Below are 23,759 nucleotides of genomic sequence, written 5' to 3'. Positions count from 1 at the left end.
GGATTGCCTAGGGCGACAGCCAACGTGGCGAGGCACCGGCGTCCTCACCACGCAACGAGCGACCCGACTTACCAGAGCGTCATCGTGTAGCTGACGATCAGGCGGTTTTCATCCAGGTCGTTGCCGAAGTTCGAGCGCACCGATGCGTTGCGCCATTTGAACCCCAGCCCCTTCAACGTCCCGTCTTGCACGACATAGGCAATGTCGGTGTTGCGCTCCCACTCCTTGCCTTCGCCGGGTGCGGCGCGCTGTACGTTGTCGCCGGAAATGTAGCGGGTCATGAAGGTCAGGCCCGGTACGCCCAGCGACGCAAAGTTGTAGTCATAGCGGGCCTGCCACGAACGCTCGTCGATGTTGGCGAAGTCGCCGATCTGCACGAAGTTGACCAGGTACGGGTCACTGCGACTGATGTAGGGGAACGGGTCGTCGCCGCTCATGCGCTGGTAGCCCAGGCCCAGTGCATGCCCGGCGAAGCCATAGGTGAACAGCGCGCCAAAGGCCTGGTTGTCGAGGTTGCGGAAGTTGCCATCTTCGGTACTGCGCGAGTAACGCACATCACTCTTGAGCGACTGGCCCGCCCCCAGGTCCAGGGTATGCACGAACCCCAGGTAGTTTTGCTGGTAGATGTCCTGCAATTTGCCATAGCGGTACTGCGCCGTCAGGTTCGGCAAGAATTGATAATCCGCCCCGGCAAACTGGAATTTGTCGCTGTTGCCGCCGATGCGGTTGGCACTCATGTCCTGGTAATCGGTGGAGTCGACGACATTGATCTGCGTAAACTGCCCGCCCGTCAGCTTCAACCGGTCGATTTCCTGCACGCTGGCCAGTCCCCCCTTGAAGGTTGCTGGCAGCAGGCGCGTGTCGTTGGAGCTCACCACCGGGTCCTTGATCTGCAAGGTCCCCACCTTCAGGGTGCTGTTGGACACGCGCACCTTGGCAGTCAGGCCCAGTTCGCCATAACGGTCTTGAGAACCGCCGGACAAATCCGCAGGCAACAGATTGGTGCCCGCCGTGCCGCCGCCGGAGTCCAGTTTGAAACCCGCCATGCCCAGGGCGTCCAGGCCAAACCCCACGGTACCTGCGGTGTAGCCCGACTCCAGGCGCAGCAAGAAGCCCTGCGCCCATTCTTCGGCCTTGTCCCGCGCCCCTGTCTGGCGGAAGTCGCGGTTGAAGTAATAGTTGCGCGCTTCCAGGCTGCCTTTGCTGTCGGCGATGAAATCCGCGTGGGCGCTTGGCGCTCCGGCCAGGCTCAAGCCCAGCAGTGTACCGACGGGCTTATAGATCCACGTGAGGGAGGTGAACTGTCGCATGGGTGCTCCTTTTGCGGGCACGAACGAACCCGCTCGGGGCGTCGTTTGCGTCCGATGTTTTTATTGTGAAGGCGCTGTGCTGGGAAACGGACGCAGTAGCCTGCGTCGTGGAGCGGATTCTTTGCGCCGCGCTCTGGGAGCGTCAAACGGGAAAAAAGCCGCATCGGACATAAGAAAATTTGATGCCCTGATCAAGCGGTTCTGGAGTAACAATTGCAACCATAAGAACGACAAGTACCAAGAGAGCCTTCATGAACCTCAAATTCCTCGAAACCTTCGTCTGGGTCGCCCGGCTGCAAAGCTTCAGCCTCACCGCCGAGAAAATGTTCAGCACCCAGGCGGCGATCTCCAGCCGGATCGCCTCATTGGAAGAAGAGCTGGGGCTGCGCCTGTTCGTGCGTGACTCGCGAGGGGTGTCGCTGACGCCCGAAGGCTTGAAGGTACTCGACTACGCCGAGCAGATGCTGGAGGTCCAGCGCGCTTTGAAGCAATCGCTGGACACCCGCAGCCCTCAGCAAGGCCTGGTGCGCATCGGCGTGATGGACACAGTGATCCATACCTGGCTCAGTCCGTTGATGTCGATGCTGATGCAGGCCTTTCCCGCCGTCGAAATCGAAATAACCGCCGATGCCGCGCGCAACCTCTGCGAGCAACTGCAAAAGGGTTACCTGGACATCGTGTTCCAGACCGACCTGGTCCGCCACGAAAGCGTGCGCAACCTCGAACTCGCGCACTACCCCATGCACTGGGTGGCCGCCAGCCACTCGATCTACGCTCGGCCCTATGCCTCGCTATTGGAGATGGCCAGCGAACGCATCATCACGTTCGTCAAGCAGTCGCGGCCGCACCAGGATGTGCTCAACCTGTTGTATGCCCATGGCGTTGGCGCGCCGCGGGTCAGTTGCGTCAACTCGGTGTCGGCCATGACCCGGCTGATTCGCGACGGCTTCGGCATCGGTGCCTTGCCCGCGGCCCTGGTGGCCAAGCCGCTGGCCAGCGGTGAATTGATCACCCTGGAACCCGGCACGGCTCTGCCCCAGCTTGACGTGGTGGCGTCCTGGCGCGCCGGGGTGGGGTTGGAACTGATCGAGAATATCGTCCAGATGAGTCGCCAGGTTGTCAGTCAGTACGCTATCGATGTCGGCCCGCAACGCATGGTCGCGGCACCGGGCCTGGCCGGTCATAACGTTTAGTTGTCTGTGGGTACCACTATTCCTTGTTGGACGTCATCGCCCGGCCCCTCTAAAAAATGGGCCACCCATCCCTTGGAGATACCGCGATGAGTCAACCCGCCCCGTCCTTCGAACAACTGCGCCAGTACGACCCGCTCGCCCTGCGCCAGAGCATTGCCGCCGGCCAATACCAAGGCCATACCAGTGGCCTGGGCCAGGGTCGGGTACAAGCCAACATCGTGATACTGCCCGGTGATTGGGCCACCGAGTTCCTGCGCTACTGCACCCTCAATCGACAGGCCTGCCCGGTGCTCGACGTGACAGAGCCGGGTGATCCGTTCTTTCGCAACCTCGGCGCCGCCATCGATATCCGCCATGAGGTGCCCCGCTACCGGGTCTATCGCCACGGCGAACTGAGCGAAGAGCCGCTGGACATCGAACACGTTTGGCAGGATGACCTTGTCGCCTTCGCCCTGGGCTGCTCGTTCTCGTTCGAACAACCGTTGCTCGAAGCCGGCATCTACCTCAGGCACATTGACCTGGGGCGCAACATCGCGATGTTCCGCACCAACATCGACACCCGCCCCACCGCCCGCCTCTCTGGCAAAATGGTCGTGACCATGCGCCCGATGAAAGCTGCCGCGGCGATCCAGGCGATCCAGATCACCGGGCGCATGCCCAATGTCCACGGTGCCCCGGTGCACATCGGCGACCCGTCGCTGATCGGCATCCACGCCCTCGACGCACCGGACTATGGCGATGCCGTGCCGGTCGAAGCGGACGAGATCCCGGTGTTCTGGGCCTGTGGCGTGACACCCCAGTCGGTGGTCCAGGCGTCGCGCCCACCGTTGTGCATCACCCATGCGCCTGGCTGCATGCTGGTGACCGATTTGTGGAACCGCGACTTGTAAGCGTCTAGAAGGCCGCACTCACCTGACAGGAACAGACGATGAACACCGTCCAGCAATCGATTCAAGCGTACATCAAGGCCAAGGATGGCAACCGCCCTCACCTGCTGGAGCAAGCGTTCGAGGCGCAGGCGATCCTCGACATGATCGTGCGCACCGGCGCCATCTCGTTTCCTGATCACGTCGAAGGCCGCACGGCCATCGGCGAGGTGCTGGTCAGTCGTTTCGGCCAGACCTTCGAAAACGTCTACACCTTTTGCCTGGGGTCGCCACCGGCAGCGAACCTCGACCAGTTCCAATGCCCGTGGCTGGTGGCGATGTCTGGCAAGGACGGCGGCGAGGCGCGCGTCGGCTGTGGCACCTATGACTGGCAATTCGATCCGGTGTCCAAGCGGGTCGAGCGATTGACCATTACCCTCGAACACATGAAAACCCTGCCGCCGGACAACCTGCCGGCGATCATGGCCTGGGTTTCGCGACTGGACTACCCATGGTGCAGCGTCGAAGCCGCCCTGGGCGACGTCCCCAACCTGGGCGAGCTTGGGGACGTGATCGAGTACCTGGCCAACCGGGAACACCTACGCGCGGCGCAACGGCCGTGACCCACCCAAGGAGCCGCCTCGCGTGAACATCAAGTTTCTTGAAACCTTCGTCTGGGTCGCACGCCTGAAGAGTTTTCGCCTGACGGCGGAGAAACTGTTCACCACCCAGGCTTCCGTCTCCAGTCGCATCGCGGCCCTGGAGGACGAGATGGGTGTGCGCCTGTTCGTGCGTGACGCCAAGGGTGTGTCGCTGACATCCGAGGGCCAGCGGGTGCTGGAATATGCCGAACGCATCATGGACACCCTGCAAAGCATGAAGGCCGTGATCAAGGACCCGCGCCAGGTGCGCGGGCGAATTCGCATTGGTGCCATGGACACGGTCATCCACACCTGGCTCAGCCCTCTGGTGACACGCCTGATGGACTACTACCCGGCGCTGGAGATCGAGCTGTCGGCCGACACCGCGAGCAACCTGTGCTCGCAACTGGAAAAGGGTTACCAGGACATCATTTTCCAGACCGACATCCTGCGCCTGGACAGCGTACGCAATGCACGGCTGGCCCGTTATCCGATGCACTGGCTGGTGCGGAGCGGCTCGGCCTATGACCGTCACTACGCGTCGCTGGAAGACCTGTCCCAGGAACGCATCGTGACCTTTTCGCGCAATTCCCGGCCTCACCAGGACATCCTCAACCTGCTGCACTCGGCCAATATCGTCTCGCCGCGCATCAACTGCGTGAACTCGGTGTCGGCCATCACCCGCCTGGTTCGCGACGGCTTCGGCATCGGCGCCATGCCGGCGGCGCTGGTCCTGGGTGAGCTGGCCCAGGGCACGCTGAAACGGGTCGATGGCGTGCCGTTGCCTTCGGTGATGGACATCGTTGCCAGTTGGCGAACCGGCGCGGGCATGGAGCGGGTGGAAGAAGTCATCAGCCTGACCCGGGACGTGGTGGCGGAATTCGTCGCCGAACTGCCCGCGGAATACCAACTGGCCGCCGACTAACCCATTCATTGTGGGAGCGGGCTTGCCCGCGAAGGCGGCTGCACGTCCGACACTTCCGTTGACTGACACACCGCTTTCGCGGGCAAGCCCGCTCCCACAGGTTCTTCGGCGGGTCCGGATGGCATGTCCGACGCCCATTCATTGTGGGAGCGGGCTCGCCCGCGAAGGCGGCTGCACATCCGACACTTCCGTTGACTGACACACCGCTTTCGCGGGCAAGCCCGCTCCCACAGGTTCTTCGGCGGGTCCGGATGGCGTGTCCGACGCCCATTCATTGTGGGAGCGGGCTTGCCCGCGAAGACGGCTGCACATCCGACACTTCCGTTGACTGACACACCGCTTTCGCGGGCAAGCCCGCCCCCACAATGTTATTGGGTGGATTCTAGATGTGTGTCCGCCACAGATCCTCTTGTGGGCTTGCCCGCGAAGCCTCTGGGCCTCATCAAGCGGCCTGTCAGTGAATTGCAACATCCCCGACTTAATCTGGATCGAGCGCACGGCGGCGACCCGCTGGATGTGCCTGTCTGCCCGCTCGCAATGGTCCAGGGAGTCCGCCATGAAAATCAGTGTATTGGGAAGTGGTTACGTAGGCTTGGTGCAAGCCGCCGTGTTGGCCGAGGTCGGCCATGACGTGGTGTGCATGGACGTTGACGAGCAGAAGGTCGAGCAACTGCGCCAGGGCCAGGTGAGCATCTTCGAGCCAGGGTTGGCGGCGCTGGTGCGGGAGGGGCTGGAGGCCGGGCGCTTGCATTTCACCAGTGATGAGTCACTGGCCGTGCAGCACGGCCAGGTGCTGTTCATCGCCGTGGGCACGCCTTCGCGAGACGATGGCTCGGCCGACCTGAGCCAGGTCATGGCCGTCGGTGAGGCGGTCGCCCGCTACCGGGAGTTGCCGCTCATCGTGGTGGAAAAGTCCACCGTGCCAGTGGGCACCGGTGATCTCCTGCGGGCTCACATCGACAAATGCCTGCTCAAGACCGGACGCTTGTTGCAGTTCGATATCGTGTCCAACCCGGAATTCCTCAAGGAAGGCTCGGCAGTCGCCGATTGCCGACGCCCGGATCGCATCGTGATCGGCTGCGAACGCGATGAAGTGCGCGCAACCATGCGCGACCTGTACGCTCCGTTCAATCGCAACCACGACCGGGTACTGTTCATGGACGTGCGCAGCGCCGAGCTGACCAAATACGCCGCCAACGGCATGCTGGCGACCAAGATCAGCTTCATCAACCAGATCGCGGAACTGGCCGAGCACCTGGGGGCCGACATCGAATCGGTGCGCCTGGGCATCGGGGCCGACTCGCGCATCGGCTATCACTTCATCTACCCAGGCTGCGGCTATGGCGGCTCGTGCTTCCCCAAGGACATGCGCGCGCTGATCCACAGCGCTGAGCAGGCCCATTGTTCCAGCGACCTGCTGCAAGCGGTGGAATCGGTCAACCGCCGGCAGAAACACAAACTGTTCGAACGCATCCATGCTTTCTACAAGGGCGACCTGCGCGGCAAGACCTTTGCGCTGTGGGGCCTGGCCTTCAAGCCCAACACCGACGACATGCGCGACGCGCCGAGCCGTACCCTGCTCGAATCCCTCTGGGCGGCGGGTGCCAGTGTCCGTGCGTTCGACCCCGAGGCCATGCAGCAAACCCAACTGCTCTACCCCAACGAAACGAAGCTCATGTTGATGGGCACGCCGGAGTCGGTGCTGCCGGGGGCCGATGCACTGGTCATTTGCACCGAGTGGCAGGCCTTCAAGGCGCCGGACTTCAACCTGATCCAGCAGCGGCTCAAGGCCCCGGTGATTTTCGACGGGCGCAACCTCTACGACCCGGAGCGCATGCAAGACAAAGGCTTCACCTACTTCCCCATGGGCCGCGGGCAATCGCGCGACCTGCCCATCGCCGAGCAGTCCTGGTTTCAAGCGTCCAAGCGTGCTTGAAGCCCTTAACCTCAAAATTAATGAACTCAACCAGCATTAATATGAATTTGTAAGCGCGAGTGACGAACGGCACACTGAACGCCGTTCCTCCCCCAACTGTTGGAACACTTAAAGGGCTTTCAGGGATTCCCCCGTAAGCCCCTTTTTTTGCTCGTTTTTTGGATCGGTGCTTAATGCTCTCTCGCTGGTTCCCCGCTGCTATCAATACCCGTCCCACCGAATGGAGCCGCGCCGCCTTGGGCATGGCCTTGGGAACGATGTTCAGTATCTGGCTCTGTGGCCAGGTGTACGGCTTGGAGGTGGCACAGCACATCATCGGCCCGCTGGGGGCTTCGGCGGTGCTGCTGTTTGCCGTGTCGTCCGGTGCCCTGGCCCAGCCGTGGTCGATCGTGGGCGGCTACCTGTGCGCCTCGGTGGTGGCGGTGCTGGTGGCCCACGTGCTGGGCCGCACCCTGGGCAGCGCCTGCCTGGCGGCCGGCATGGCGCTGGTGCTGATGTGCTGGTTGCGCTGCCTGCACCCACCGGCGGGCGCCGTGGCGGCGACGCTGGTGTTGGCGGACCCGTCCATCGCGGCCCTGGGCTGGCAGGCCGTCGGTGTGACGATGCTGGCCGGCAGTGGCCTGCTGGCGTTTGCGCTGGCCTACAACAACCTGACCCGCGTGCGCTACCCCAAGCGCGCCAGCGAGCCGGTGGCGGTCATTCCGGCCGACCACCCGCCCGTCGACCGGCAGGCCATCACCGCCCAAGACCTGAAATTGGCGCTGGCGGAAATGGAAGCCTTCTTCGACGTCACCCCCGAAGATCTTGAGCAATTGGTCCATGCCAGCGAGCGTCATGCCAAGCGTCGCAGCATCACGGAGGTGCTGTCGGGTCGCGGATGATCCTGTGGCTGCTATAAATATGCAGACAGGACCTGCACGTATGCTGGTTGTGCTGTGCAAATTTGCACTGTTACGATCCCGTTCGCATACGCGCCTAAAAAATTGCAAAAGACAATAAAAGCAGGGAGTTAGCGATGACAGCTCAGGTTTCATCACAGGCCAGCGGAACGGTCGCCGCCCAGGTTTACGACGTGCTGGTGGAGGTCCGTAACCACATTGGCCACTTGACCCTGAACCGCCCTGCCGGCCTCAATGCGCTCACCCTGGGCATGGTGCGCAGCTTGCAGCAACAGCTCGATCGCTGGGCCCTCGACCCGCAGATTCACGCCGTGGTCCTGCGCGGTGCCGGCGATAAGGCGTTTTGCGCCGGCGGCGATATCCGTTCGCTGTACGACAGCCACAAGCAGGGCGACACCCTGCATGAAGACTTCTTCGTCGAGGAATACGCCCTCGACCTGACGATTCACCATTACCGCAAGCCGGTCCTCGCCCTCATGGACGGTTTCGTCCTGGGCGGCGGCATGGGCCTGGTGCAAGGCGCCGACCTGCGGGTAGTGACCGAGCGCAGCCGCCTGGGCATGCCAGAGGTCGGCATCGGTTACTTCCCAGACGTAGGCGGCAGTTATTTCCTGCCGCGCATTCCGGGTGAGCTGGGCATCTACCTGGGGGTCAGTGGCACCCAGATCCGCGCCGCCGACGCCTTGTATTGCGGGTTGGCCGACTGGTACCTGGACAGCCGAAAACTCGCCCAGCTCGACGAACGCCTCGATCGACTGGAGTGGCATGACACGCCGCTCAAAGACCTGCAAAGCCTGCTGGCCAAGCTGGGTGTGCAGCAGCTCCCGGCGCCCCCCTTGGCTGACTTGCGTGCGGTCATCGATCATTTCTTCGGCCTGCCCGATGTGCCGAGCATGGTCGAGCAATTGCGTCAGGTCACGGTCGCCAACAGCCACGAATGGGCGCTCAAGACCGCCGAACTGCTGGAAACCCGTTCCCCCCTGGCCATGGCCGTGACCCTGGAAATGCTCCGGCGCGGGCGGCACCTGAGCCTGGAAAACTGTTTTGCCCTGGAGCTGCACCTGGACCGTCAATGGTTCGAACGCGGCGACCTGATTGAAGGCGTGCGCGCCTTGCTGATCGACAAAGACAAGAACCCGCGCTGGAACCCACCCACGTTGCAAGCGCTGGACGCCGGGCACGTGGCCAGTTTCTTCGACGGCTTCGACGACCACGGGAACTGAACATGCACGACCTCGAACTGACCGAAGAACAAGTGATGATCCGCGACATGGCCCGGGACTTCGCCCGTGGCGAAATCGCCCCCCATGCCCAGGCCTGGGAAAAGGCCGGATGGATCGACGACGCCCTGGTGGCGAAGATGGGCGAACTGGGCCTGCTTGGCATGGTGGTGCCGGAAGAATGGGGCGGCACTTATGTCGACTACGTGGCCTATGCCCTGGCGGTGGAAGAGATCTCCGCCGGCGATGGCGCCACCGGCGCACTGATGGGCATCCATAACTCGGTGGGCTGCGGCCCGGTCCTGAACTTCGGCACCGAGGCCCAGAAACAGACGTGGCTGGCCGACCTTGCCAGCGGCCAGGCCATTGGCTGCTTCTGCCTGACCGAACCCCAGGCCGGCTCCGAAGCCCACAACCTGCGCACCCGCGCCGAACTGCGCGACGGCCAGTGGATCATCAACGGCGCCAAGCAATTCGTCAGCAATGGCAAGCGGGCAAAACTGGCGATCGTCTTCGCCGTGACCGACCCGGACCTGGGCAAGAAAGGCATCTCGGCGTTCCTGGTGCCCACCGATACCCCGGGGTTCATCGTCGACCGCACCGAGCACAAGATGGGCATCCGTGCCTCGGACACCTGCGCGGTGACCTTGAGCAACTGCGCGATCCCTGAGGCGAACCTGTTGGGCGCACGTGGCAAAGGCCTGGCCATCGCCCTCTCCAACCTCGAAGGCGGCCGCATCGGCATTGCCGCGCAGGCCCTGGGCATCGCCCGCGCCGCATTCGAAGCGGCGCTGGCCTACTCGCGTGACCGGGTACAATTCGACAAGCCGATCGGCGAACACCAGAGCGTCGCCAACCTGCTGGCCGACATGCACACCCGCCTGAACGCCGCCCGCCTGCTCATCCTCCATGCCGCCCGCCTGCGCAGCGCTGGCAAACCCTGCCTGTCGGAAGCCTCCCAGGCCAAGCTGTTCGCCTCCGAAATCGCCGAGAAAGTCTGCTCCTCGGCCATCCAGATCCATGGCGGGTACGGTTATCTGGAGGATTACCCGGTGGAGCGCTACTACCGCGATGCGCGAATCACCCAGATCTATGAAGGGTCGAGCGAGATACAGCGGATGGTGATTGCCCGGGAGCTGAAGCACTACCTGGTGTGATCGCTTAAAAAGCATCGCGAGCAAGCTCGCTCCCACAGAGTCCGAGGGCGTACACAAAGGCTGCGTACACCTGAGATCCAGTGTGGGAGCGGGCTTGCTCGCGAAAGCGTTAGGTCAGTCACTTCTATGCTGGGTGTACCGGTGTCTTCGCGGGCAAGCCCGCTCCCACAGGGTCCAGTGGCGTACACAAAGGCTGCGTACACCTGAGATCCAGTGTGGGAGCGGGCTTGCTCGCGAAAGCGTTAGGTCAGTCACTTCTATGCTGGGTGTGCCGGCGTCTTCGCGGGCAAGCCCGCTCCCACAGGGTCCGGTGGCGTACACAAAGGTTGCATACACCCCAAATCCCCTGTGGGAGCGAGCTTGCTCGCGATGGCGCCAGTGACGGCGTCAGGTTACTTGTTCTGGAACTCCGCCGCCCGTTTCGCCACGAATGCCGCCATGCCTTCCTTCTGATCCTGCGTCGCGAATGCGGCGTGGAACACCCGGCGCTCGAAGCGCACACCCTCGGACAGACTGACTTCGAAGGCGCGGTTGACGCTTTCCTTGACCATCATGCTGATCGGCACCGACTTGGACGCAATCAACGCCGCCGTCTTCAGCGCATCATCCAGCAGCTCATCGGCCGGTACGATCCGCGCCACGATGCCGCAACGCTCGGCTTCCACCGCGTCGATAAAGCGCCCGGTCAGGCACATTTCCATGGCCTTGGCCTTGCCCACCGCACGGGTCAGGCGCTGGGTGCCGCCCATGCCCGGGAGCACGCCGAGGTTGATTTCCGGCTGGCCGAACTTGGCGTTGTCACCGGCCAGGATGAAGTCGCACATCAACGCCAGTTCGCAACCACCGCCCAAGGCAAAGCCGTTCACCGCCGCAATGATCGGCTTGCGCCGGTTGGCCACCCGATCGCTGTCGCTGAACAAATCATCCAGGTAGATCTGCGGATAGGTCAGCTCAGCCATTTCCTTGATGTCAGCACCGGCGGCAAAGGCCTTCTTCGAGCCGGTCAGCACGATGCAACCAATCTTCGGATCGGCCTCCAGGCTGTCCAGTGCCTGGTTCAATTCGCTGACGATCTGGGCGTTCAGGGCGTTCAATGCCTGGGGACGGTTGAGGGTGATCAGGCCGACGCGGTCCTTGATCTCCAATAGAATCGTTTCGTAGCTCATGCAGCACTCCTGTTCAAAGATTGCGCGAAATGACCATGCGCTGGATGTCGCTGGTGCCTTCGTAGATCTGGCAGACGCGCACGTCGCGGTAGATGCGTTCCAGCGGGAAGTCGTTGAGGTAACCGTAACCGCCCAGGGTTTGCAATGCCATCGAGCAGACTTTTTCGGCCATTTCCGAGGCGAACAGCTTCGCCATGGAGGCCTCCACCAGCGCCGGCTGGCCGTTGTCCCGCAGCGCGGCGGCGTAGTGCACCATCTGCCGGGCCACGGCGATCTGGGTCGCCATGTCGGCCAGGCGGAACGCCACGGCCTGATGCTCGATGAGGGCCTTGCCGAAGCTTTCCCGCTCCCGGGCATAGTCCCGGGCCGCCTCGAACGCGGCGCGGGCCATGCCCACCGATTGCGCCGCGATGCCGACCCGGCCACCTTCCAGGTTCGCCAGGGCAATCCTGTAGCCCTCGCCCTCCTCACCCAGCCGATTGGCCACCGGCACCTTCACGTCCTCGAAGAGGATCTGGCAGGTGTCCGAGGCGTGCTGGCCGAGCTTGTCCTCGACCCGCGCCACGGTGTAGCCCGGCGAATCGGTGGGCACGATGAACGCACTGATGCCGCGTTTGCCAGCCGCCGGATCCGTCACCGCAAACACGATCACCACCCCGGCGTTCTGCCCGGAAGTGATGAACTGCTTGCAGCCATTGAGTACGTAATGATCCCCGTCCAGTCGCGCTCGGGTCTTCAGGCTGCTGGCGTCCGAACCGGCCTGGGGTTCGGTCAGGGCGAACGCGCCCAGCATCGCGCCGCTGGCCAGCGGCGTGAGGAACCGGGCCTTCTGCTCGTCGTTGCCGAAGGTCAGGATCGGCACGCAGCCCACCGAGTTGTGCACGCTCATGATCGTCGAGCACGCCCCGTCACCGGCGGCGATTTCTTCCAAGGCCATGGCGTAGGCCAGGTAGCCGGTGTCGCAACCGCCCCACTGCTCCGGCACGAGCATGCCGAAGAAGCCCAGCTCGGCCATTTCACCGATGGCTTCCTTGGGAAAGCGGTGCTCGCGGTCCCACTCGGCCGCGAACGGTTTCAAACGCTCCTGGGCAAATTGCCGGGCGGCATTGCTGATGTGTGTCTGTTCTTCAGTCGGGAGCATGGTGGTTCCTCAATACAGGCATTCGACAGCCATGGCCGTGGCTTCGCCGCCGCCGATGCAAATTGCCGCGACGCCGCGCTTGAGGCCCTTCTGGCGCAAGGCCGACAGCAGAGTAACCAGGATTCGCGCCCCGGACGCACCAATGGGGTGACCCAACGCACAGGCACCGCCATGGACGTTGACCTTGTCATGGGGGATTTCCAGCTTGCCCATGGTCACCAGGCCCACCACGGCGAAGGCTTCGTTGACCTCGAACAGGTCGATGTCAGCCACGGACCAGCCGGTCTTCTTCAGCAGTTTCTTCACCGCGCCAACGGGAGCGGTCGGGAACAGGCTCGGGGTGTCGGCGAACGCCGCATGGCCGTGAATCACCGCCAGGGGCTTCAAGCCACGCTGGGTCGCCTGGCTCTGGCGCATCAGCACCAGGGCGGCGGCCCCGTCGGAAATCGAACTGGCATTGGCCGCCGTCACCGTACCGCCGTCACGGAACGCCGGCTTGAGCGAGGCGATCTTGTCGATTCGCGCCTTGGGTGGTTGCTCGTCGTGGCGCACCGTCACCTGCTCCTTGCCGACCATGACCTGCAGCGGCACGATCTCGGCATCGAAGCGGCCGTCCTTGATCGCCTGCTGGGCCCGGGTGGTGGAGGCAATGGCGAAGGCGTCCTGGGCTTCGCGGCTGAAACCGTTGGCTTCGGCGCAATCCTCGGCGAAGGTGCCCATCAGGCGGCCCTTGTCGTAGGCGTCTTCCAGGCCGTCGAGGAACATGTGGTCGAGCACCTTGCCGTGGCCCATCCGATACCCGCTGCGGGCACGGTCGAGCAGGTAAGGCGCGTTGGACATGCTTTCCATGCCGCCGGCCACGACCACGTCGGCGCTGCCGGCAACGAGCATGTCGTGGGCCAGGATCGTCGCTTCCATGCCCGAGCCGCACATCTTGTTCAGGGTGGTGCAACGGGTCGATTTGTCGAGCCCGGCCCCCAGCGCGGCCTGGCGCGCCGGGGCCTGGCCGAGGCCGGCCGCCAGCACGCAGCCGAACAGCACTTCTTCCACGCTGTCGGCCGCAATACCGGCGCGCTCCACCGCGGCCTTGATGGCCGCCGCGCCCAATTGCGGGGCGCTGAGGCTCTTGAGTTCGCCCTGGAAACCGCCCATGGGGGTACGGACGGCGCTGACGATGACAATCGGATCGTTGGACATGACAAGTGCTCCTTATTTGGCGGCCATGCGCAAGGCACCGTCGAGACGGATCACCTCGCCGTTGAGCATGCTGTTTTCAATGATATGCCGCACCAGCGCCGCGTACTCGTCCGGTTTGCCCAGGCGTGGCGGGAATGGCACGCCGGCGGCCAGCGAGTCGCGCACCTCAGGGGTCATGCCGGCCATCATCGGGGTTTCGAAAATGCCCGGGGCGATGGTCATCACCCGGATGCCGAAGCGCGCCAGCTCCCGGGCGGCCGGCAGGGTCAGGCTGGCGATGGCGCCCTTGGACGCCGCATAGGCCGCCTGGCCGATCTGGCCGTCGAACGCCGCCACCGACGCCGTGTTGATGATCACCCCGCGTTCACCGTCGGCGTTTGCCTCGGTTTCGGCGATGGCCGCGGCCGCCAGTCGCAACAGGTTGAAGCTGCCGATCAGGTTGACGTTGATCACCTGGCTGAAGCTGGCCAACCCGTGGGGGCCGTGCTTGCCCAGGATCTTCTCGCCGCGCACGATGCCCGCGCAATTCACCAGGCCATTGAGGCCACCAAAGGCATCGACCGTGGCCTTGACCGCGGCTTGCGCCGCCGCTTCGTCGCTGATGTCCGCCACCACGCTGTGGCAACCCAGTTTCTGCGCCTGGGCCGCCACGGCGTCGGCGTTGAGGTCCACCAGCATCACCTGGGCGCCGGCCTTGACCAGCATCTCGCCAGTGGCCGCACCGAGGCCGGACGCACCGCCGCTGACGAGGAAAATCTTGCTGTCGATCTGCATCATGGTTTCCTTGGGTTCAAGCTGAAACGTTCTGCGCCGCGGCTTCTTGGGCCTTGGCGATTTCCTGGTTGCGCAAGATAAAGCGCTGCAACTTGCCGCTTGGGGTTTTCGGCAAGTCACTGACAAATTCGATTTCACGGGGATACGCATGGGCAGCCAGGCGCTTGCGCACGTGTTGGCGCAGTTCCTCGGCCAACGCCGGGGCGGCGCGGTATTGGGCATTGAGCACGACGAACGCCTTCACCAACTCGGTACGCTCCAGGTCAGGCTTGCCGACCACTGCGGCCTCGACCACCGCCGGGTGTTCGATCAGGGCGCTTTCCACATCGAACGGGCCGACGCGGTAGCCAGAGGTGGTGATCACGTCATCGCTGCGCCCGACGAAACTGATGCTGCCGTCCGGGTTCAGCTCGACGGTATCGCCGCTCAGGTAATAATCACCCACGAACGCCTTGGTCGGCCCGCCCTGGTAACCGGCGAACCAGCACATGGGCGACTGGCTGCGATCCACGGCGAGGATCCCCGGCTGGCCGACGCCCAGCTCCTGATGCTGGTCATCCAGCACCACGATCCGGTGGCCCGGCGAGGCGAAGCCCGCGGCCCCCAGGTGCACCGGATGTTCGAGCCCGTGGTGGTTGCACAGCACCATGCCCAGTTCGGTCTGGCCGTAATGGTCGTGGATGACCACGCCCAGGTGATCGGCGAACCAGCGGATCACTTCCGGGTTCAACGGCTCGCCGGCGCTACTGACAATGCGCAGCTTGCCCTTGATCGACCGGGCGAACTGCTCACCCCCGGCGATCAGCATGCGATAGGCCGTGGGTGACCCCGTGAGGTTGGTGATGCCGTACTTGTTGATCACCCGGCAGGTGCTTTCCAGGGTGAACGGGCCATCGTAGAAGGTGATCGGGTGCCCCATCGCCAGGGGACCGGTCACGCCAAAGTAGATGCCGTAGGCCCAGCCCGGGTCGGCTAGGTTCCAGAAGGCGTCTTCGGGGCGCAGGTCCACCGCGTCACGGGTGTAGCTCTGGAACGCCACGATGGCCTTGAGCGGCACCGACAGCGCCTTCGCAGGCCCGGTGGTGCCGGAGGTGAACATCAGCAGGAACGGATCTTCGCCGGTGAGCATCACCGGTTCGCACTGGTTGGAATGGTTCGTCACTTCGGCCCAGAAACTGTAGTCGCCGCGCACGATGCCTCGGCCCTGTTCACCGCCGACCGTGACCACGGTGGGGCAACCGGCGACTTCGGCGAGTTTCGGTCGGTTGACCGCGTCGGTGACCACCAGGCGCGCGCCGGAACTGCCGAGGCGATGCTCGATGGCCTTGGGCCCGAACGCGGTGAACAACGGCTGGTACACCGCCCCGATGCGCCAGGTGGCGAGCACCACGATCAGCAACTCGGCGGTGCGCGGCAACAGGCCGGCCACTTTGTCGCCCTTACCTACCCCTTGGGCCAGCAGGAAATTGGCGAAGCGTGCGGCCTGGTCCTGCAAGTCGCGGAACGTCCAGGTCGCCTCGCGGCCATCACGCCCCTCCCAGAACAAGGCGATGTGCCCCGGCAACGCATGCCGGTCGCAACATTCGACACAGGCGTTGAGTGCCTCGAGCGAGCCATGCAGGGCGGCGTTGACGGTGCCTGGGTAGTCGAATTGGGAAATGGCCGACGAGTAATCGCGCATGAGCAGAATCCCTCTGTACTTTTTATTGGTTGGGGAGCCGTAGACAGCAGGGAAATACTCGCGCCGATGGGCGGAGGCGGCAATGGTCAAAGCCATCAAGTTGCTTGACTGCTTTGGCCATGGTTCAGGGTGGGGACAGAGGCCGCTCCCACGCAAAGGCATACACCTTGTCCAATTCGGCCACCTGGCAGTGGTGGTTGTCGGCCTCGGCCCCCACCAGGAACCATTCGGCCCTGGAGGTACCGCCCACGCGACGGGCTTTCTGCGGGTCGTAGCAGCGGGCCATTTCCTTGCCAGGCACCAGGACGAAAGCCTGCGGGTGGCTGCGCAGCCACTGGGCGGAATGTTCCAGCGAATGACGGTTGTAGAAACCGAAATGCACCACCGGCTGCCGGGCGAACAACCAATGCCCCTCGCGCCAACCGACCAGGGCCAGCTCGGCGCCGCCGGTCAGTTGCGCCACATCGCGCATGAGGGTTTCGTGAGGGTTGAGGCCTTCTTTGTGGGGCTCGATGAAACCACGGGCAAACCAGGCGCACAGCCAGAACACCGTCAATGCCGTGAAGACCCACCGGCCCCTGGGGCGCTGGCGGAACCAACGGCGCAGCATCCATGGGACCAACGGCGCGGCGATCAACACCAGGGCCGGCAACGCCGGGAAGATGTACAGCTTGCGCTTGCCGCTGCTCAGGCTGAAAAACAGCAACACTAGCAGCACCCAGCCCAGCAGCACCAACACCCGCCCATCGTGCTTGCGCAACTGTTTGCGCCAGGCCGGCACCAGCCAGGGCAGCATGAAGACTAGCGGCAGCCAGTACTTCGGAATCACGTGGACGAAGAAATACCAAAAGGGTTCGCGATGCTCCCAGGCGTTGGCGTAACGGCCGGCCGTCTGCTTGAACAGGATTTCCTGAATGTACGCCAGGCTGTCGGCGCCGCCCTGCCCCACGATCAGCAGCAACGGCCCCAGCCACAGCGCAATGGCGGCCAGCGCCACCAGCAAGCCCAACCACCATGCCCCGGCCTTGCCGGGCATCGGCACCACGCCTTTCCAACCTTTACGCACCGCATAAGCATAGGGAAGCAGCATCAACGCCGGCAGAAAGCCCACGCCCTTGCTGATGATGCCCAGCCCCATCGCCGCGCAGGCCACGTAATACCAGCGCCAGGCGGGACCCAGCAACAGGTGCCGGCACAGGCCATAGATCCCGAGGATGGTCCAGAGCGCGAGGAAGCCGTCGATTTGCCCGGTTCGCAAAATGCTGTAGGTCTGGTAGGTCGCCAGGAACAACAGCGCGGCGATCACCCCGATACGCCGCCCCCACAGCCGGCGACCCAGGTCATACAGGCACGCCGTGGTCACGGCGCTCGCCACCAGCGCCGGCAGGTACAGCGCGACTTTCGGCAGATGGGTGAGCTGCACGAAGAGCGCCACCGTCCACATGAACAGCGGCGGTTTGTCTGCGTAGATCTCACCGGCGCGGTGGGGAATGAACCACGATCCGTTCTGCAGCATTTCCAGGGCCACGCCGAGGAAACGCTCCTCGTCGACGTTCATCGGTTGGCGCCAACCGAGACCGGCGCCCACCATCACCAGTGCCAGCAACACCAGGGCCAGCAGCTCCCACCGCGAAGAAGCCAAGCGTATCCGCACCGGTCAGCCCTTTTGATCCAGTTCATGGCTGGCCTGCTCGGCCTGCTTGGCGATCAACTGCAAATTGCGCAGGTACACCACGAAGCCGAACGACTGGCCGACGATGAAGACCGGATCCTGGCGGTAGATGGCATAGGCCAACAACAACGCGCTGCCGACGATGCTCAGGTACCAGAACCCTACGGGGATCAGGCTGCGCTTCTTGTACTCGCTGTAAAGCCACTGCAGGACGAAACGCCCGGTGAAGGCCAACTGGCCGCCGAAGCCAACCGCCAGCCATATCGATTCTCTGCCCATTTCAGACCTCGGTTTCGTGTGCGTTGACGTCCAGCCGCGTGCGCTTTATCAGCCACCACACCCCAAACAGATCGAGGATGCCCACCAGGGCGCGGTCGAGGTTGCCGTAGTTGGAAACCCCGGCCCCGCGCTCACGGTGGTTGACCGGCTGCACCAGCATTCGGCCGTTGTGGCGGCGGATCAGCGCAGGAATGAAACGGTGCATGTGGTCGAAGTACGGCAGGCGCAGAAACGCCTGGCGCTCGATCAACTTGATGCCGCAACCGGTGTCGGGCGTCTGGTCCTTCAGCAGGCCGGCGCGCAACTTGTTGGCAAATCGCGACGCCCAGCGCTTGCTCGCCGTGTCGCGGCGGTTGACCCGGTGCCCGGCCACCAGCTTGACGCCGCCTGGCTGGCCTTCGGAGCCGCGCACCAGCTCAATCATCCCGGGCAGGTCCGCCGGATCGTTCTGGCCATCACCGTCGAGGGTAGCCAACCAATGCCCACGCGCCACCTCAGCAGCGTGATGGATCGACGTGCTTTGCCCCAGGGAACGGGCATGGGTGAGCACGCGCAATTGCGGGTAGTCGCCGCTGTTGTGCAGCGTGCGCAATTGCGCGGCGGTGGCGTCGGTGCTGCCGTCGTCCACCACGATGACCTCGAAGGCTTCATCGGCTAATGCGGCACGCACCTCTTCGAGCAACGGAATGAGGTTGCCTGCTTCGTTCTTCGCCGGAATCAGGACCGACACATAGGGATCTTGCTGCATGACGCTCCCGCTAGAGGATGGAAAAGGAAGGGGTTAGACGCCGTAATAGCCGCGGTACCAGTCAACGAACGCCTGCACGCCCACAGGCACCGCAACCTGCGGCCGGAAGCCCACGCGCGCTTCCAGCTCGCGGGTGTCCGCCCAGGTGTTGACCACGTCGCCTGCCTGCAACGGCATGCCATGCTTGATCGCACGAATGCCCAGGGACTCTTCCAGGCATTCGATGAACTGCAGCAACTGGACCGGCGCGCCAAACCCGATGTTGTAGACCTTGTTGCGCACCGTGCCCGCCTCGGCCGGTGGCAACGGCAACAGCCGCACAAGGGCCTCCACGATGTCGTCGATGTAGGTGAAATCCCGCGACATGGCGCCGTCGTTGTAGACCTCCAGAGGCCGGCCACCCAGGATCGCCTCGGTGAATTTGAACGGCGCCATGTCGGGGCGTCCCCATGGCCCGTACACGGTAAAGAAGCGCAGGCCGGTGGTGGGAATGCCGTACAGGTGCGAGTACGCGTGGGCCATCAGTTCGTTGGCGCGCTTGGTGGCCGCGTAAAAGGACACCGGCTGGTCGACGGGGTCATCCGTGCTGTAAGGCAGGCGATCATTCAAGCCATAGACCGAGCTGCTCGAAGCGAACACCAGGTGCGCCGGCCTATGGGCCCGACAGGCTTCCAACACATTGAGGAAACCCACCAGGTTGCTTTGCGCGTAGACGTCGGGATGGTCGATGGAATAGCGCACCCCCGCCTGGGCGGCCAGGTGGACGACATGGTCGAATGCATGCCGGGCGAACAGATCCAGCAACGCCGGCTTGTCCGCCACGTCCATCCGCTGGAACTGGAATTGACTGCACGTGGCCAACTGCGCGAGCCGGGCGTGTTTCAGCTCGACGCTGTAGTAGCTGTTGAGGTTGTCGATGCCAATGACTTGATGGCCATCGCGGCATAGCCGCCTGGCGGTATGGAACCCGATGAAACCGGCGACACCGGTGACCAGGATTTTCATCGGGCGCGCCTTAACGCGATCCCGGCCAATGCATGTTCCCGCAAACCGACACAATCGTTACCCACAACGGTCATTTCCATTCACTACTCTGCTCGATGGCCTGTTTTTTCTATACCGAGGCTTATAGCAAGCAGACGTGACAGATTTATGAGCGCCGACCCGGTCGGGTCAGTGGGCGTCGTTGAGGATCAGGCTCCGGTAATGCCCAGGGTTGGACCCGGACCACTTGCGAAACGCCTTGTAGAAGGAACTGGCGTCGGCAAAGCCCAGGCGCGTGGCGATCTCGACGAAGCTGATGGCGGGCTCGGCCAGCCAGGCGATTGCCAACTCTCGACGCACGCTGTCCTTGAGGCCTTGATACGTCTGGCCCTCCTCTGCCAGGCGGCGACGCAGGGTGGACGCCGAGACGCACAACTGCTGGGCCAGGGTTTCGGTTTCCGGCCACTGTTCGGCGGGCAGTTGCCGCAGGTCGTGGCGGATGCGGCTGGCCAGGCTCTGCGGGTCGCGGTACTTGACCAGGATATTGGCCGGGGCGTGGGCCAGGAACCGCTTGAGTTCCTCGGGGCTGCGTCGGATGGGCAAGTCCAGGCACTCGGCGGCGAAGATCATTCGCGTGCGCGGCCGGTCGAAGCGCAGGTTCTGGGAAAACATCACCCGGTAGTCGTCGCAGAAGTCCGGCGCCGGGCAGCGCAGTTCGACGGAAAGAATCGGAATGCGTCGCCCCGCCAACCAGCAGGCCACGCCATGGACGATCATCCAATAGGTGAAATAGGTAAAGGCCCGCTGCGGCGCCTGGTCGTCTTCGCAAAGGACGATTTCCGCCAGGCTTTGCTGGCGCACCCACTGCGCCGGCAGGTGTTCGAGCATCAGCGAAAGAAAGCCCAGCCCGGCCGTCAACCCCGCCGCCAGCGTCGGCTGGGCCATGGCGCACTGGCAGAGAAACGCCAGGCTGCCGGACCTGAGCTTGCGCGGGTCCATGCCGAAAAATTCGTCATCCAGGCGCCGCGCCAGCAAGCGCCAGAGCCGCGCATAAGCATGGGCCGGCACTCGCGCCTGAGGATCGTCCAGCAGCGCCGGGTCGATGCCGACCTTGCTCAGCACCTCGGCGCTGGCCGCACCGGGGGCGCAGCTTTGCAGCAGCGCCTCGCGGACCAGTTGAATGGAGATGGTGTCTTTTTCAGACACGGCGCGGCTGTTCACAGGATCCGGTAAAGCAGCCGTTCTATCCGCACCCGGCTGACCCGTTTCAGGAACTTGGCAACGGCAGCCGGGTAATCCGGCAGGCTTTCAAGGTCCAGGAAGCGCTCGATCCGACGCGTGTGGCGGTAGATCTGCTCAAGCTCGGCCCGACGAGGTTCCAGCAGCTCACCCTTGGGATCGTCCAACAACAGGGCGTTTTCCAGGTCCAGGCGAAAGGCGCGCGGGTTGAGGTTGTTGCCGGTCAACAAGGTGTAGCGCTCGTCGACCCACATGCCCTTGAGGTGATAGGTGTTGTCGCCATCGCGCCACAGGTGCAGGTTCAACTGGCCGCTGTCGATGTAGCGCTGATGGCGCTTGGCGAAGCGCCGCAAGCTGATTTCATACAGGTAGGGCAACGCCGCGATGATCTTGAACGGTTCGCTGGGCGGGATATAGAAATCGTTGGCGGTCTTGTCACCGACGATGATATCGATCTTGACCCCGCGGGCCAGGGCGCGATTGAGCTCGCGGGTCACGGCCAGCGGCAGGTTGAAGTATGGCGTGCAGATGGTCAGTTGCTGGCGGCTGCTGGCGATCAACTCGCCGATGACCCGGCTCAGCGGGTTGTTCTTGCCCACGCCCAGCAACGGACTGACCGACAGGCCACTCTTGTCGAGGCTGCCGGCGGTGGTGTCATAGGCCGCGTATTTCAAGCGGCTGCGCAAGTCGCCGATGTCCTTGCGCAGGCTTCGGGTGCTCGGCAGGTTCGGCAAATCCAGGCGATGCACCGCCCTGGATGTGACCAGGCCATGTTGCACCAGGTGATGCATGGAATCGGCCAGCGCGGTGTTGTGCAGCAGGTGGTAGCGGTCGTAACGGTACTTGTCGAACTTGTGCAAGTAGACGTTGTTCAGGCTGGCCCCGCTGTAGAGCACGCAGTCGTCGATCACGAAGCCCTTCAAGTGCAGCACGCCGAACAGCTCGCGGGTCTGCACCGGTACGCCGTAGATCGGCACTTCGCTGTGGTGCAGGCGGGTTTGTTCCTGGTACCACGCCGAGTTGCCCGGCTGCTTCTTGGCGCCGATCAGGCCCCGCTGGGCCCGCAGCCAGTCCACCACCACGACCACGTCCAGTTCCGGACGGGCCGCCTTGGCGGCATGCAGGGCATCGAGGATTTCCTGGCCAGCTTCGTCCTGTTGCAGGTACAGGGCGACGATATAAATGCGCTGGGTAGCCTGGGCGATTTTCTCCAGCAGGCAACGGCGGAACTGGGCAGCGCCATCGAGGATGGTCACCGCCTCGGCGGTCAGTGCAAAGCTGCGCAGCTTGGGCAGCAGGGAGCGTTTGAAAAGCGACGGCATAGGGCTCGCAAAAGGTCGATTCCGAAGAACGGATGAGCTTACACCATGGATCGGCTCGGGTCTTCCCGTCGTCATGAAAAAAACATTTGACCAAGGAGAACGATCGTTCTACTGTCTATTACATGAATGAAATTACTAGCAGTGAAACACGAGACATCATTCTCGATGTCGCCGAAAAGTTGATCTATAAAAGTGGCATCGCGGCCACCGGCATGGACCTTCTGGTGAAAACCGCCGGCGTCTCGAGAAAAAGTATCTACCGTTACTTCGCCAACAAGGACGACCTGATCGTGGCCGCCCTCAAGCGCCGCGATGAACGCTGGATGCGCTGGTTCAGCAGCGAGGTCGACAAGGCACCGACCCCCGCCGCGCGCCTGCTCAACCTGTTCACCGTTCTCAAGGGCTGGTTCGACAGCGAGGGCTTTCGCGGTTGTGCGTTCATCAACACCAGCGGTGAGACCGGCGATCCCGAGGATCCGGTCCGCCAGTTGGCGAAGTTGCACAAACAGAAGTTGCTCGACTACGTCACCCGCCTGTGTGTCGACCAGGGTGTCGAAAACCCCGATGCGCTGGCTCGCCAACTGCTGATCCTGATCGACGGCGCCATCACCGTGGCGCTGGTGATGGGCGATCACGGCGCGGCCGACCAGGCCCGGGACATGCTGGGCAGCTTGCTGAATCTGGACGAATCAAACGTATGACCCGTTAAACCGCTGTGCCCTTCATTTATCCATTGGAGATCTACCATGTCTGCCTCTTCCGACGTTCGCCCGCCTTTGCCGCCCTTCACCCGTGAATCGGCCATCGAGAAAGTCCGCCTGGCCGAAGACGGCTGGAATTCCCGCGATCCGCAGCGGGTGTCCCTGGCCTATACGCTGGACACCCAATGGCGCAACCGCGCCGAGTTCGCCCATAACCGCGAGGAAGCCAAGGCCTTCCTGACCCGCAAGTGGGCCAAGGAACTGGACTACCGACTGATCAAGGAACTCTGGGCGTTCACCGACAACCGCATCGCCGTGCGCTACGCCTACGAATGGCACGACGACTCGGGCAACTGGTTCCGCTCCTACGGCAATGAGAACTGGGAATTCGACGAGCACGGGTTGATGGCCAACCGCTTTGCCTGCATCAACGACATGCCGATCAAGGAAAGCGAGCGCAAATTCCACTGGCCCCTGGGCCGCCGCCCGGACGATCACCCGGGGTTGTCCGACTTGGGGTTGTAAGGGCTGGATCGACGGCAGCCGCAACGAACAGGTTGGCTGCCAGGCCGTTTTCGCGGGCAAGCCCGCTCCCACAGGGATCAGGTACAGCCGCAAGAGCCAGGTCGGTTTTGAAGCCGCCTCGGCAAGCTTTTGATCTGGGGCGCCCCGTTAACCACGAGGGCCGAACGTAAGTGTTGCGCAGTG

General features: G+C 63.4%; 22 protein-coding genes. 10 read left to right on the top strand and 12 right to left on the bottom strand.

Features of this window, described 5'->3' with window-relative positions:
* Positions 1-68 precede the first annotated feature (68 nt).
* Entirely contained in the window at positions 69-1,310 is a 1,242-nt protein-coding gene (locus V5F23_RS13230; protein WP_047739307.1) for an OprD family porin, read from the bottom strand.
* A 251-nt stretch (positions 1,311-1,561) separates the two neighbouring features.
* On the opposite strand from V5F23_RS13230, the gene V5F23_RS13225 reads away from it, so the two are divergent.
* The 8 genes from V5F23_RS13225 (at position 1,562) to V5F23_RS13190 (ending at position 10,147) form a co-directional block, all read left to right on the top strand.
* Positions 1,562-2,503 (top strand): LysR family transcriptional regulator, encoded by a 942-nt coding sequence (locus V5F23_RS13225; RefSeq protein ID WP_047739308.1) that lies wholly within the window; start codon positions 1,562-1,564, stop codon positions 2,501-2,503.
* 86 nt (positions 2,504-2,589) lie between these two features.
* On the top strand, positions 2,590-3,393 hold the full coding sequence (locus V5F23_RS13220) for a putative hydro-lyase (RefSeq protein WP_047739309.1): 804 nt from the start codon (positions 2,590-2,592) through the stop codon (positions 3,391-3,393).
* 38 nt (positions 3,394-3,431) lie between these two features.
* On the top strand, positions 3,432-3,992 hold the full coding sequence (locus V5F23_RS13215; protein ID WP_212803776.1) for a hypothetical protein: 561 nt from the start codon (positions 3,432-3,434) through the stop codon (positions 3,990-3,992).
* 22 nt (positions 3,993-4,014) lie between these two features.
* Positions 4,015-4,935, top strand: coding sequence for a LysR family transcriptional regulator (locus tag V5F23_RS13210; protein WP_123578996.1), 921 nt, complete (start codon positions 4,015-4,017; stop codon positions 4,933-4,935).
* 556 nt (positions 4,936-5,491) lie between these two features.
* Entirely contained in the window at positions 5,492-6,871 is a 1,380-nt protein-coding gene (locus V5F23_RS13205; RefSeq protein WP_338498697.1) for a UDP-glucose/GDP-mannose dehydrogenase family protein, read from the top strand.
* Positions 6,872-7,044: 173 nt separating this feature from the next.
* Positions 7,045-7,752, top strand: coding sequence for an HPP family protein (locus V5F23_RS13200; protein ID WP_042728092.1), 708 nt, complete (start codon positions 7,045-7,047; stop codon positions 7,750-7,752).
* 134 nt (positions 7,753-7,886) lie between these two features.
* Positions 7,887-8,993 (top strand): enoyl-CoA hydratase/isomerase family protein, encoded by a 1,107-nt coding sequence (locus V5F23_RS13195; RefSeq protein ID WP_042728093.1) that lies wholly within the window; start codon positions 7,887-7,889, stop codon positions 8,991-8,993.
* A gap of 2 nt (positions 8,994-8,995) precedes the next feature.
* The gene (locus tag V5F23_RS13190; protein WP_338498694.1) at positions 8,996-10,147 is read left to right on the top strand and encodes an acyl-CoA dehydrogenase family protein; all 1,152 of its coding nucleotides are present in this window, start codon (positions 8,996-8,998) and stop codon (positions 10,145-10,147) included.
* Between the two features lie 392 nt (positions 10,148-10,539).
* Here V5F23_RS13190 and V5F23_RS13185 read toward each other — a convergent pair whose 3' ends face one another.
* The 11 genes from V5F23_RS13185 to pssA all read right to left on the bottom strand — a co-directional run bounded on the left by V5F23_RS13185 (position 10,540) and on the right by pssA (position 22,350).
* A complete protein-coding gene (locus tag V5F23_RS13185) occupies positions 10,540-11,313 on the bottom strand; it encodes an enoyl-CoA hydratase (RefSeq protein ID WP_042728095.1) in 774 nt (257 codons plus the stop codon).
* Between the two features lie 13 nt (positions 11,314-11,326).
* The gene (locus V5F23_RS13180) at positions 11,327-12,454 is read right to left on the bottom strand and encodes an acyl-CoA dehydrogenase (RefSeq protein ID WP_047738207.1); all 1,128 of its coding nucleotides are present in this window, start codon (positions 12,452-12,454) and stop codon (positions 11,327-11,329) included.
* A gap of 9 nt (positions 12,455-12,463) precedes the next feature.
* Positions 12,464-13,651, bottom strand: coding sequence for an acetyl-CoA C-acyltransferase (locus V5F23_RS13175; protein ID WP_123579976.1), 1,188 nt, complete (start codon positions 13,649-13,651; stop codon positions 12,464-12,466).
* Positions 13,652-13,663: 12 nt separating this feature from the next.
* Positions 13,664-14,425 (bottom strand): SDR family NAD(P)-dependent oxidoreductase, encoded by a 762-nt coding sequence (locus tag V5F23_RS13170; RefSeq protein ID WP_042728098.1) that lies wholly within the window; start codon positions 14,423-14,425, stop codon positions 13,664-13,666.
* A gap of 16 nt (positions 14,426-14,441) precedes the next feature.
* The gene (locus V5F23_RS13165; protein ID WP_047738202.1) at positions 14,442-16,106 is read right to left on the bottom strand and encodes an AMP-binding protein; all 1,665 of its coding nucleotides are present in this window, start codon (positions 16,104-16,106) and stop codon (positions 14,442-14,444) included.
* Positions 16,107-16,230: 124 nt separating this feature from the next.
* Positions 16,231-17,697 (bottom strand): glycosyltransferase family 39 protein, encoded by a 1,467-nt coding sequence (locus V5F23_RS13160; protein WP_338498908.1) that lies wholly within the window; start codon positions 17,695-17,697, stop codon positions 16,231-16,233.
* Positions 17,698-17,763: 66 nt separating this feature from the next.
* A complete protein-coding gene (locus V5F23_RS13155) occupies positions 17,764-18,057 on the bottom strand; it encodes a lipid-A-disaccharide synthase N-terminal domain-containing protein (protein ID WP_338474721.1) in 294 nt (97 codons plus the stop codon).
* 1 nt (position 18,058) lies between these two features.
* Positions 18,059-18,805 (bottom strand): glycosyltransferase family 2 protein, encoded by a 747-nt coding sequence (locus V5F23_RS13150; RefSeq protein WP_338474720.1) that lies wholly within the window; start codon positions 18,803-18,805, stop codon positions 18,059-18,061.
* A gap of 33 nt (positions 18,806-18,838) precedes the next feature.
* On the bottom strand, positions 18,839-19,810 hold the full coding sequence (locus V5F23_RS13145) for an NAD-dependent epimerase/dehydratase family protein (protein WP_042728102.1): 972 nt from the start codon (positions 19,808-19,810) through the stop codon (positions 18,839-18,841).
* A gap of 168 nt (positions 19,811-19,978) precedes the next feature.
* Positions 19,979-20,995, bottom strand: coding sequence for an AraC family transcriptional regulator (locus V5F23_RS13140; RefSeq protein WP_042728122.1), 1,017 nt, complete (start codon positions 20,993-20,995; stop codon positions 19,979-19,981).
* An 11-nt stretch (positions 20,996-21,006) separates the two neighbouring features.
* Complete coding sequence (pssA, locus tag V5F23_RS13135; RefSeq protein WP_338498688.1) at positions 21,007-22,350, bottom strand: CDP-diacylglycerol--serine O-phosphatidyltransferase; 1,344 nt, start codon at positions 22,348-22,350, stop codon at positions 21,007-21,009.
* A 122-nt stretch (positions 22,351-22,472) separates the two neighbouring features.
* Between pssA and V5F23_RS13130 the strand changes: the two genes are divergently transcribed.
* Together V5F23_RS13130 and V5F23_RS13125 are read left to right on the top strand one after the other, a co-directional pair.
* Positions 22,473-23,051, top strand: coding sequence for a TetR/AcrR family transcriptional regulator (locus tag V5F23_RS13130; RefSeq protein ID WP_338498686.1), 579 nt, complete (start codon positions 22,473-22,475; stop codon positions 23,049-23,051).
* 45 nt (positions 23,052-23,096) lie between these two features.
* A complete protein-coding gene (locus V5F23_RS13125) occupies positions 23,097-23,576 on the top strand; it encodes a nuclear transport factor 2 family protein (protein WP_042728105.1) in 480 nt (159 codons plus the stop codon).
* Positions 23,577-23,759: the final 183 nt, after the last annotated feature.

Origin of the sequence: Pseudomonas sp. WP18 (assembly GCF_036689585.1) — a bacterium.
Taxonomy (GTDB): Bacteria; Pseudomonadota; Gammaproteobacteria; order Pseudomonadales; family Pseudomonadaceae; genus Aquipseudomonas; species Aquipseudomonas chlororaphis_E.
This window is presented reverse-complemented; position numbering and strand designations above follow the sequence as displayed.

Excerpts from the sequence above, each read along its gene's own strand:
- V5F23_RS13230 (WP_047739307.1), bottom strand. The coding sequence starts at position 1,310 with ATGCGACAGTTCACCTCCCTCACGTGGATCTATAAGCCCGTCGGTACA.
- V5F23_RS13225 (WP_047739308.1), top strand. The coding sequence starts at position 1,562 with ATGAACCTCAAATTCCTCGAAACCTTCGTCTGGGTCGCCCGGCTGCAA.
- V5F23_RS13220 (WP_047739309.1), top strand. The coding sequence starts at position 2,590 with ATGAGTCAACCCGCCCCGTCCTTCGAACAACTGCGCCAGTACGACCCG.
- V5F23_RS13215 (WP_212803776.1), top strand. The coding sequence starts at position 3,432 with ATGAACACCGTCCAGCAATCGATTCAAGCGTACATCAAGGCCAAGGAT.
- V5F23_RS13205 (WP_338498697.1), top strand. The coding sequence starts at position 5,492 with ATGAAAATCAGTGTATTGGGAAGTGGTTACGTAGGCTTGGTGCAAGCC.
- V5F23_RS13200 (WP_042728092.1), top strand. The coding sequence starts at position 7,045 with ATGCTCTCTCGCTGGTTCCCCGCTGCTATCAATACCCGTCCCACCGAA.
- V5F23_RS13195 (WP_042728093.1), top strand. The coding sequence starts at position 7,887 with ATGACAGCTCAGGTTTCATCACAGGCCAGCGGAACGGTCGCCGCCCAG.
- V5F23_RS13190 (WP_338498694.1), top strand. The coding sequence starts at position 8,996 with ATGCACGACCTCGAACTGACCGAAGAACAAGTGATGATCCGCGACATG.
- V5F23_RS13185 (WP_042728095.1), bottom strand. The coding sequence starts at position 11,313 with ATGAGCTACGAAACGATTCTATTGGAGATCAAGGACCGCGTCGGCCTG.
- V5F23_RS13180 (WP_047738207.1), bottom strand. The coding sequence starts at position 12,454 with ATGCTCCCGACTGAAGAACAGACACACATCAGCAATGCCGCCCGGCAA.
- V5F23_RS13175 (WP_123579976.1), bottom strand. The coding sequence starts at position 13,651 with ATGTCCAACGATCCGATTGTCATCGTCAGCGCCGTCCGTACCCCCATG.
- V5F23_RS13170 (WP_042728098.1), bottom strand. The coding sequence starts at position 14,425 with ATGCAGATCGACAGCAAGATTTTCCTCGTCAGCGGCGGTGCGTCCGGC.
- V5F23_RS13165 (WP_047738202.1), bottom strand. The coding sequence starts at position 16,106 with ATGCGCGATTACTCGTCGGCCATTTCCCAATTCGACTACCCAGGCACC.
- V5F23_RS13160 (WP_338498908.1), bottom strand. The coding sequence starts at position 17,697 with ATGGTGGGCGCCGGTCTCGGTTGGCGCCAACCGATGAACGTCGACGAG.
- V5F23_RS13155 (WP_338474721.1), bottom strand. The coding sequence starts at position 18,057 with ATGGGCAGAGAATCGATATGGCTGGCGGTTGGCTTCGGCGGCCAGTTG.
- V5F23_RS13150 (WP_338474720.1), bottom strand. The coding sequence starts at position 18,805 with ATGCAGCAAGATCCCTATGTGTCGGTCCTGATTCCGGCGAAGAACGAA.
- V5F23_RS13145 (WP_042728102.1), bottom strand. The coding sequence starts at position 19,810 with ATGAAAATCCTGGTCACCGGTGTCGCCGGTTTCATCGGGTTCCATACC.
- pssA (WP_338498688.1), bottom strand. The coding sequence starts at position 22,350 with ATGCCGTCGCTTTTCAAACGCTCCCTGCTGCCCAAGCTGCGCAGCTTT.
- V5F23_RS13130 (WP_338498686.1), top strand. The coding sequence starts at position 22,473 with ATGAATGAAATTACTAGCAGTGAAACACGAGACATCATTCTCGATGTC.
- V5F23_RS13125 (WP_042728105.1), top strand. The coding sequence starts at position 23,097 with ATGTCTGCCTCTTCCGACGTTCGCCCGCCTTTGCCGCCCTTCACCCGT.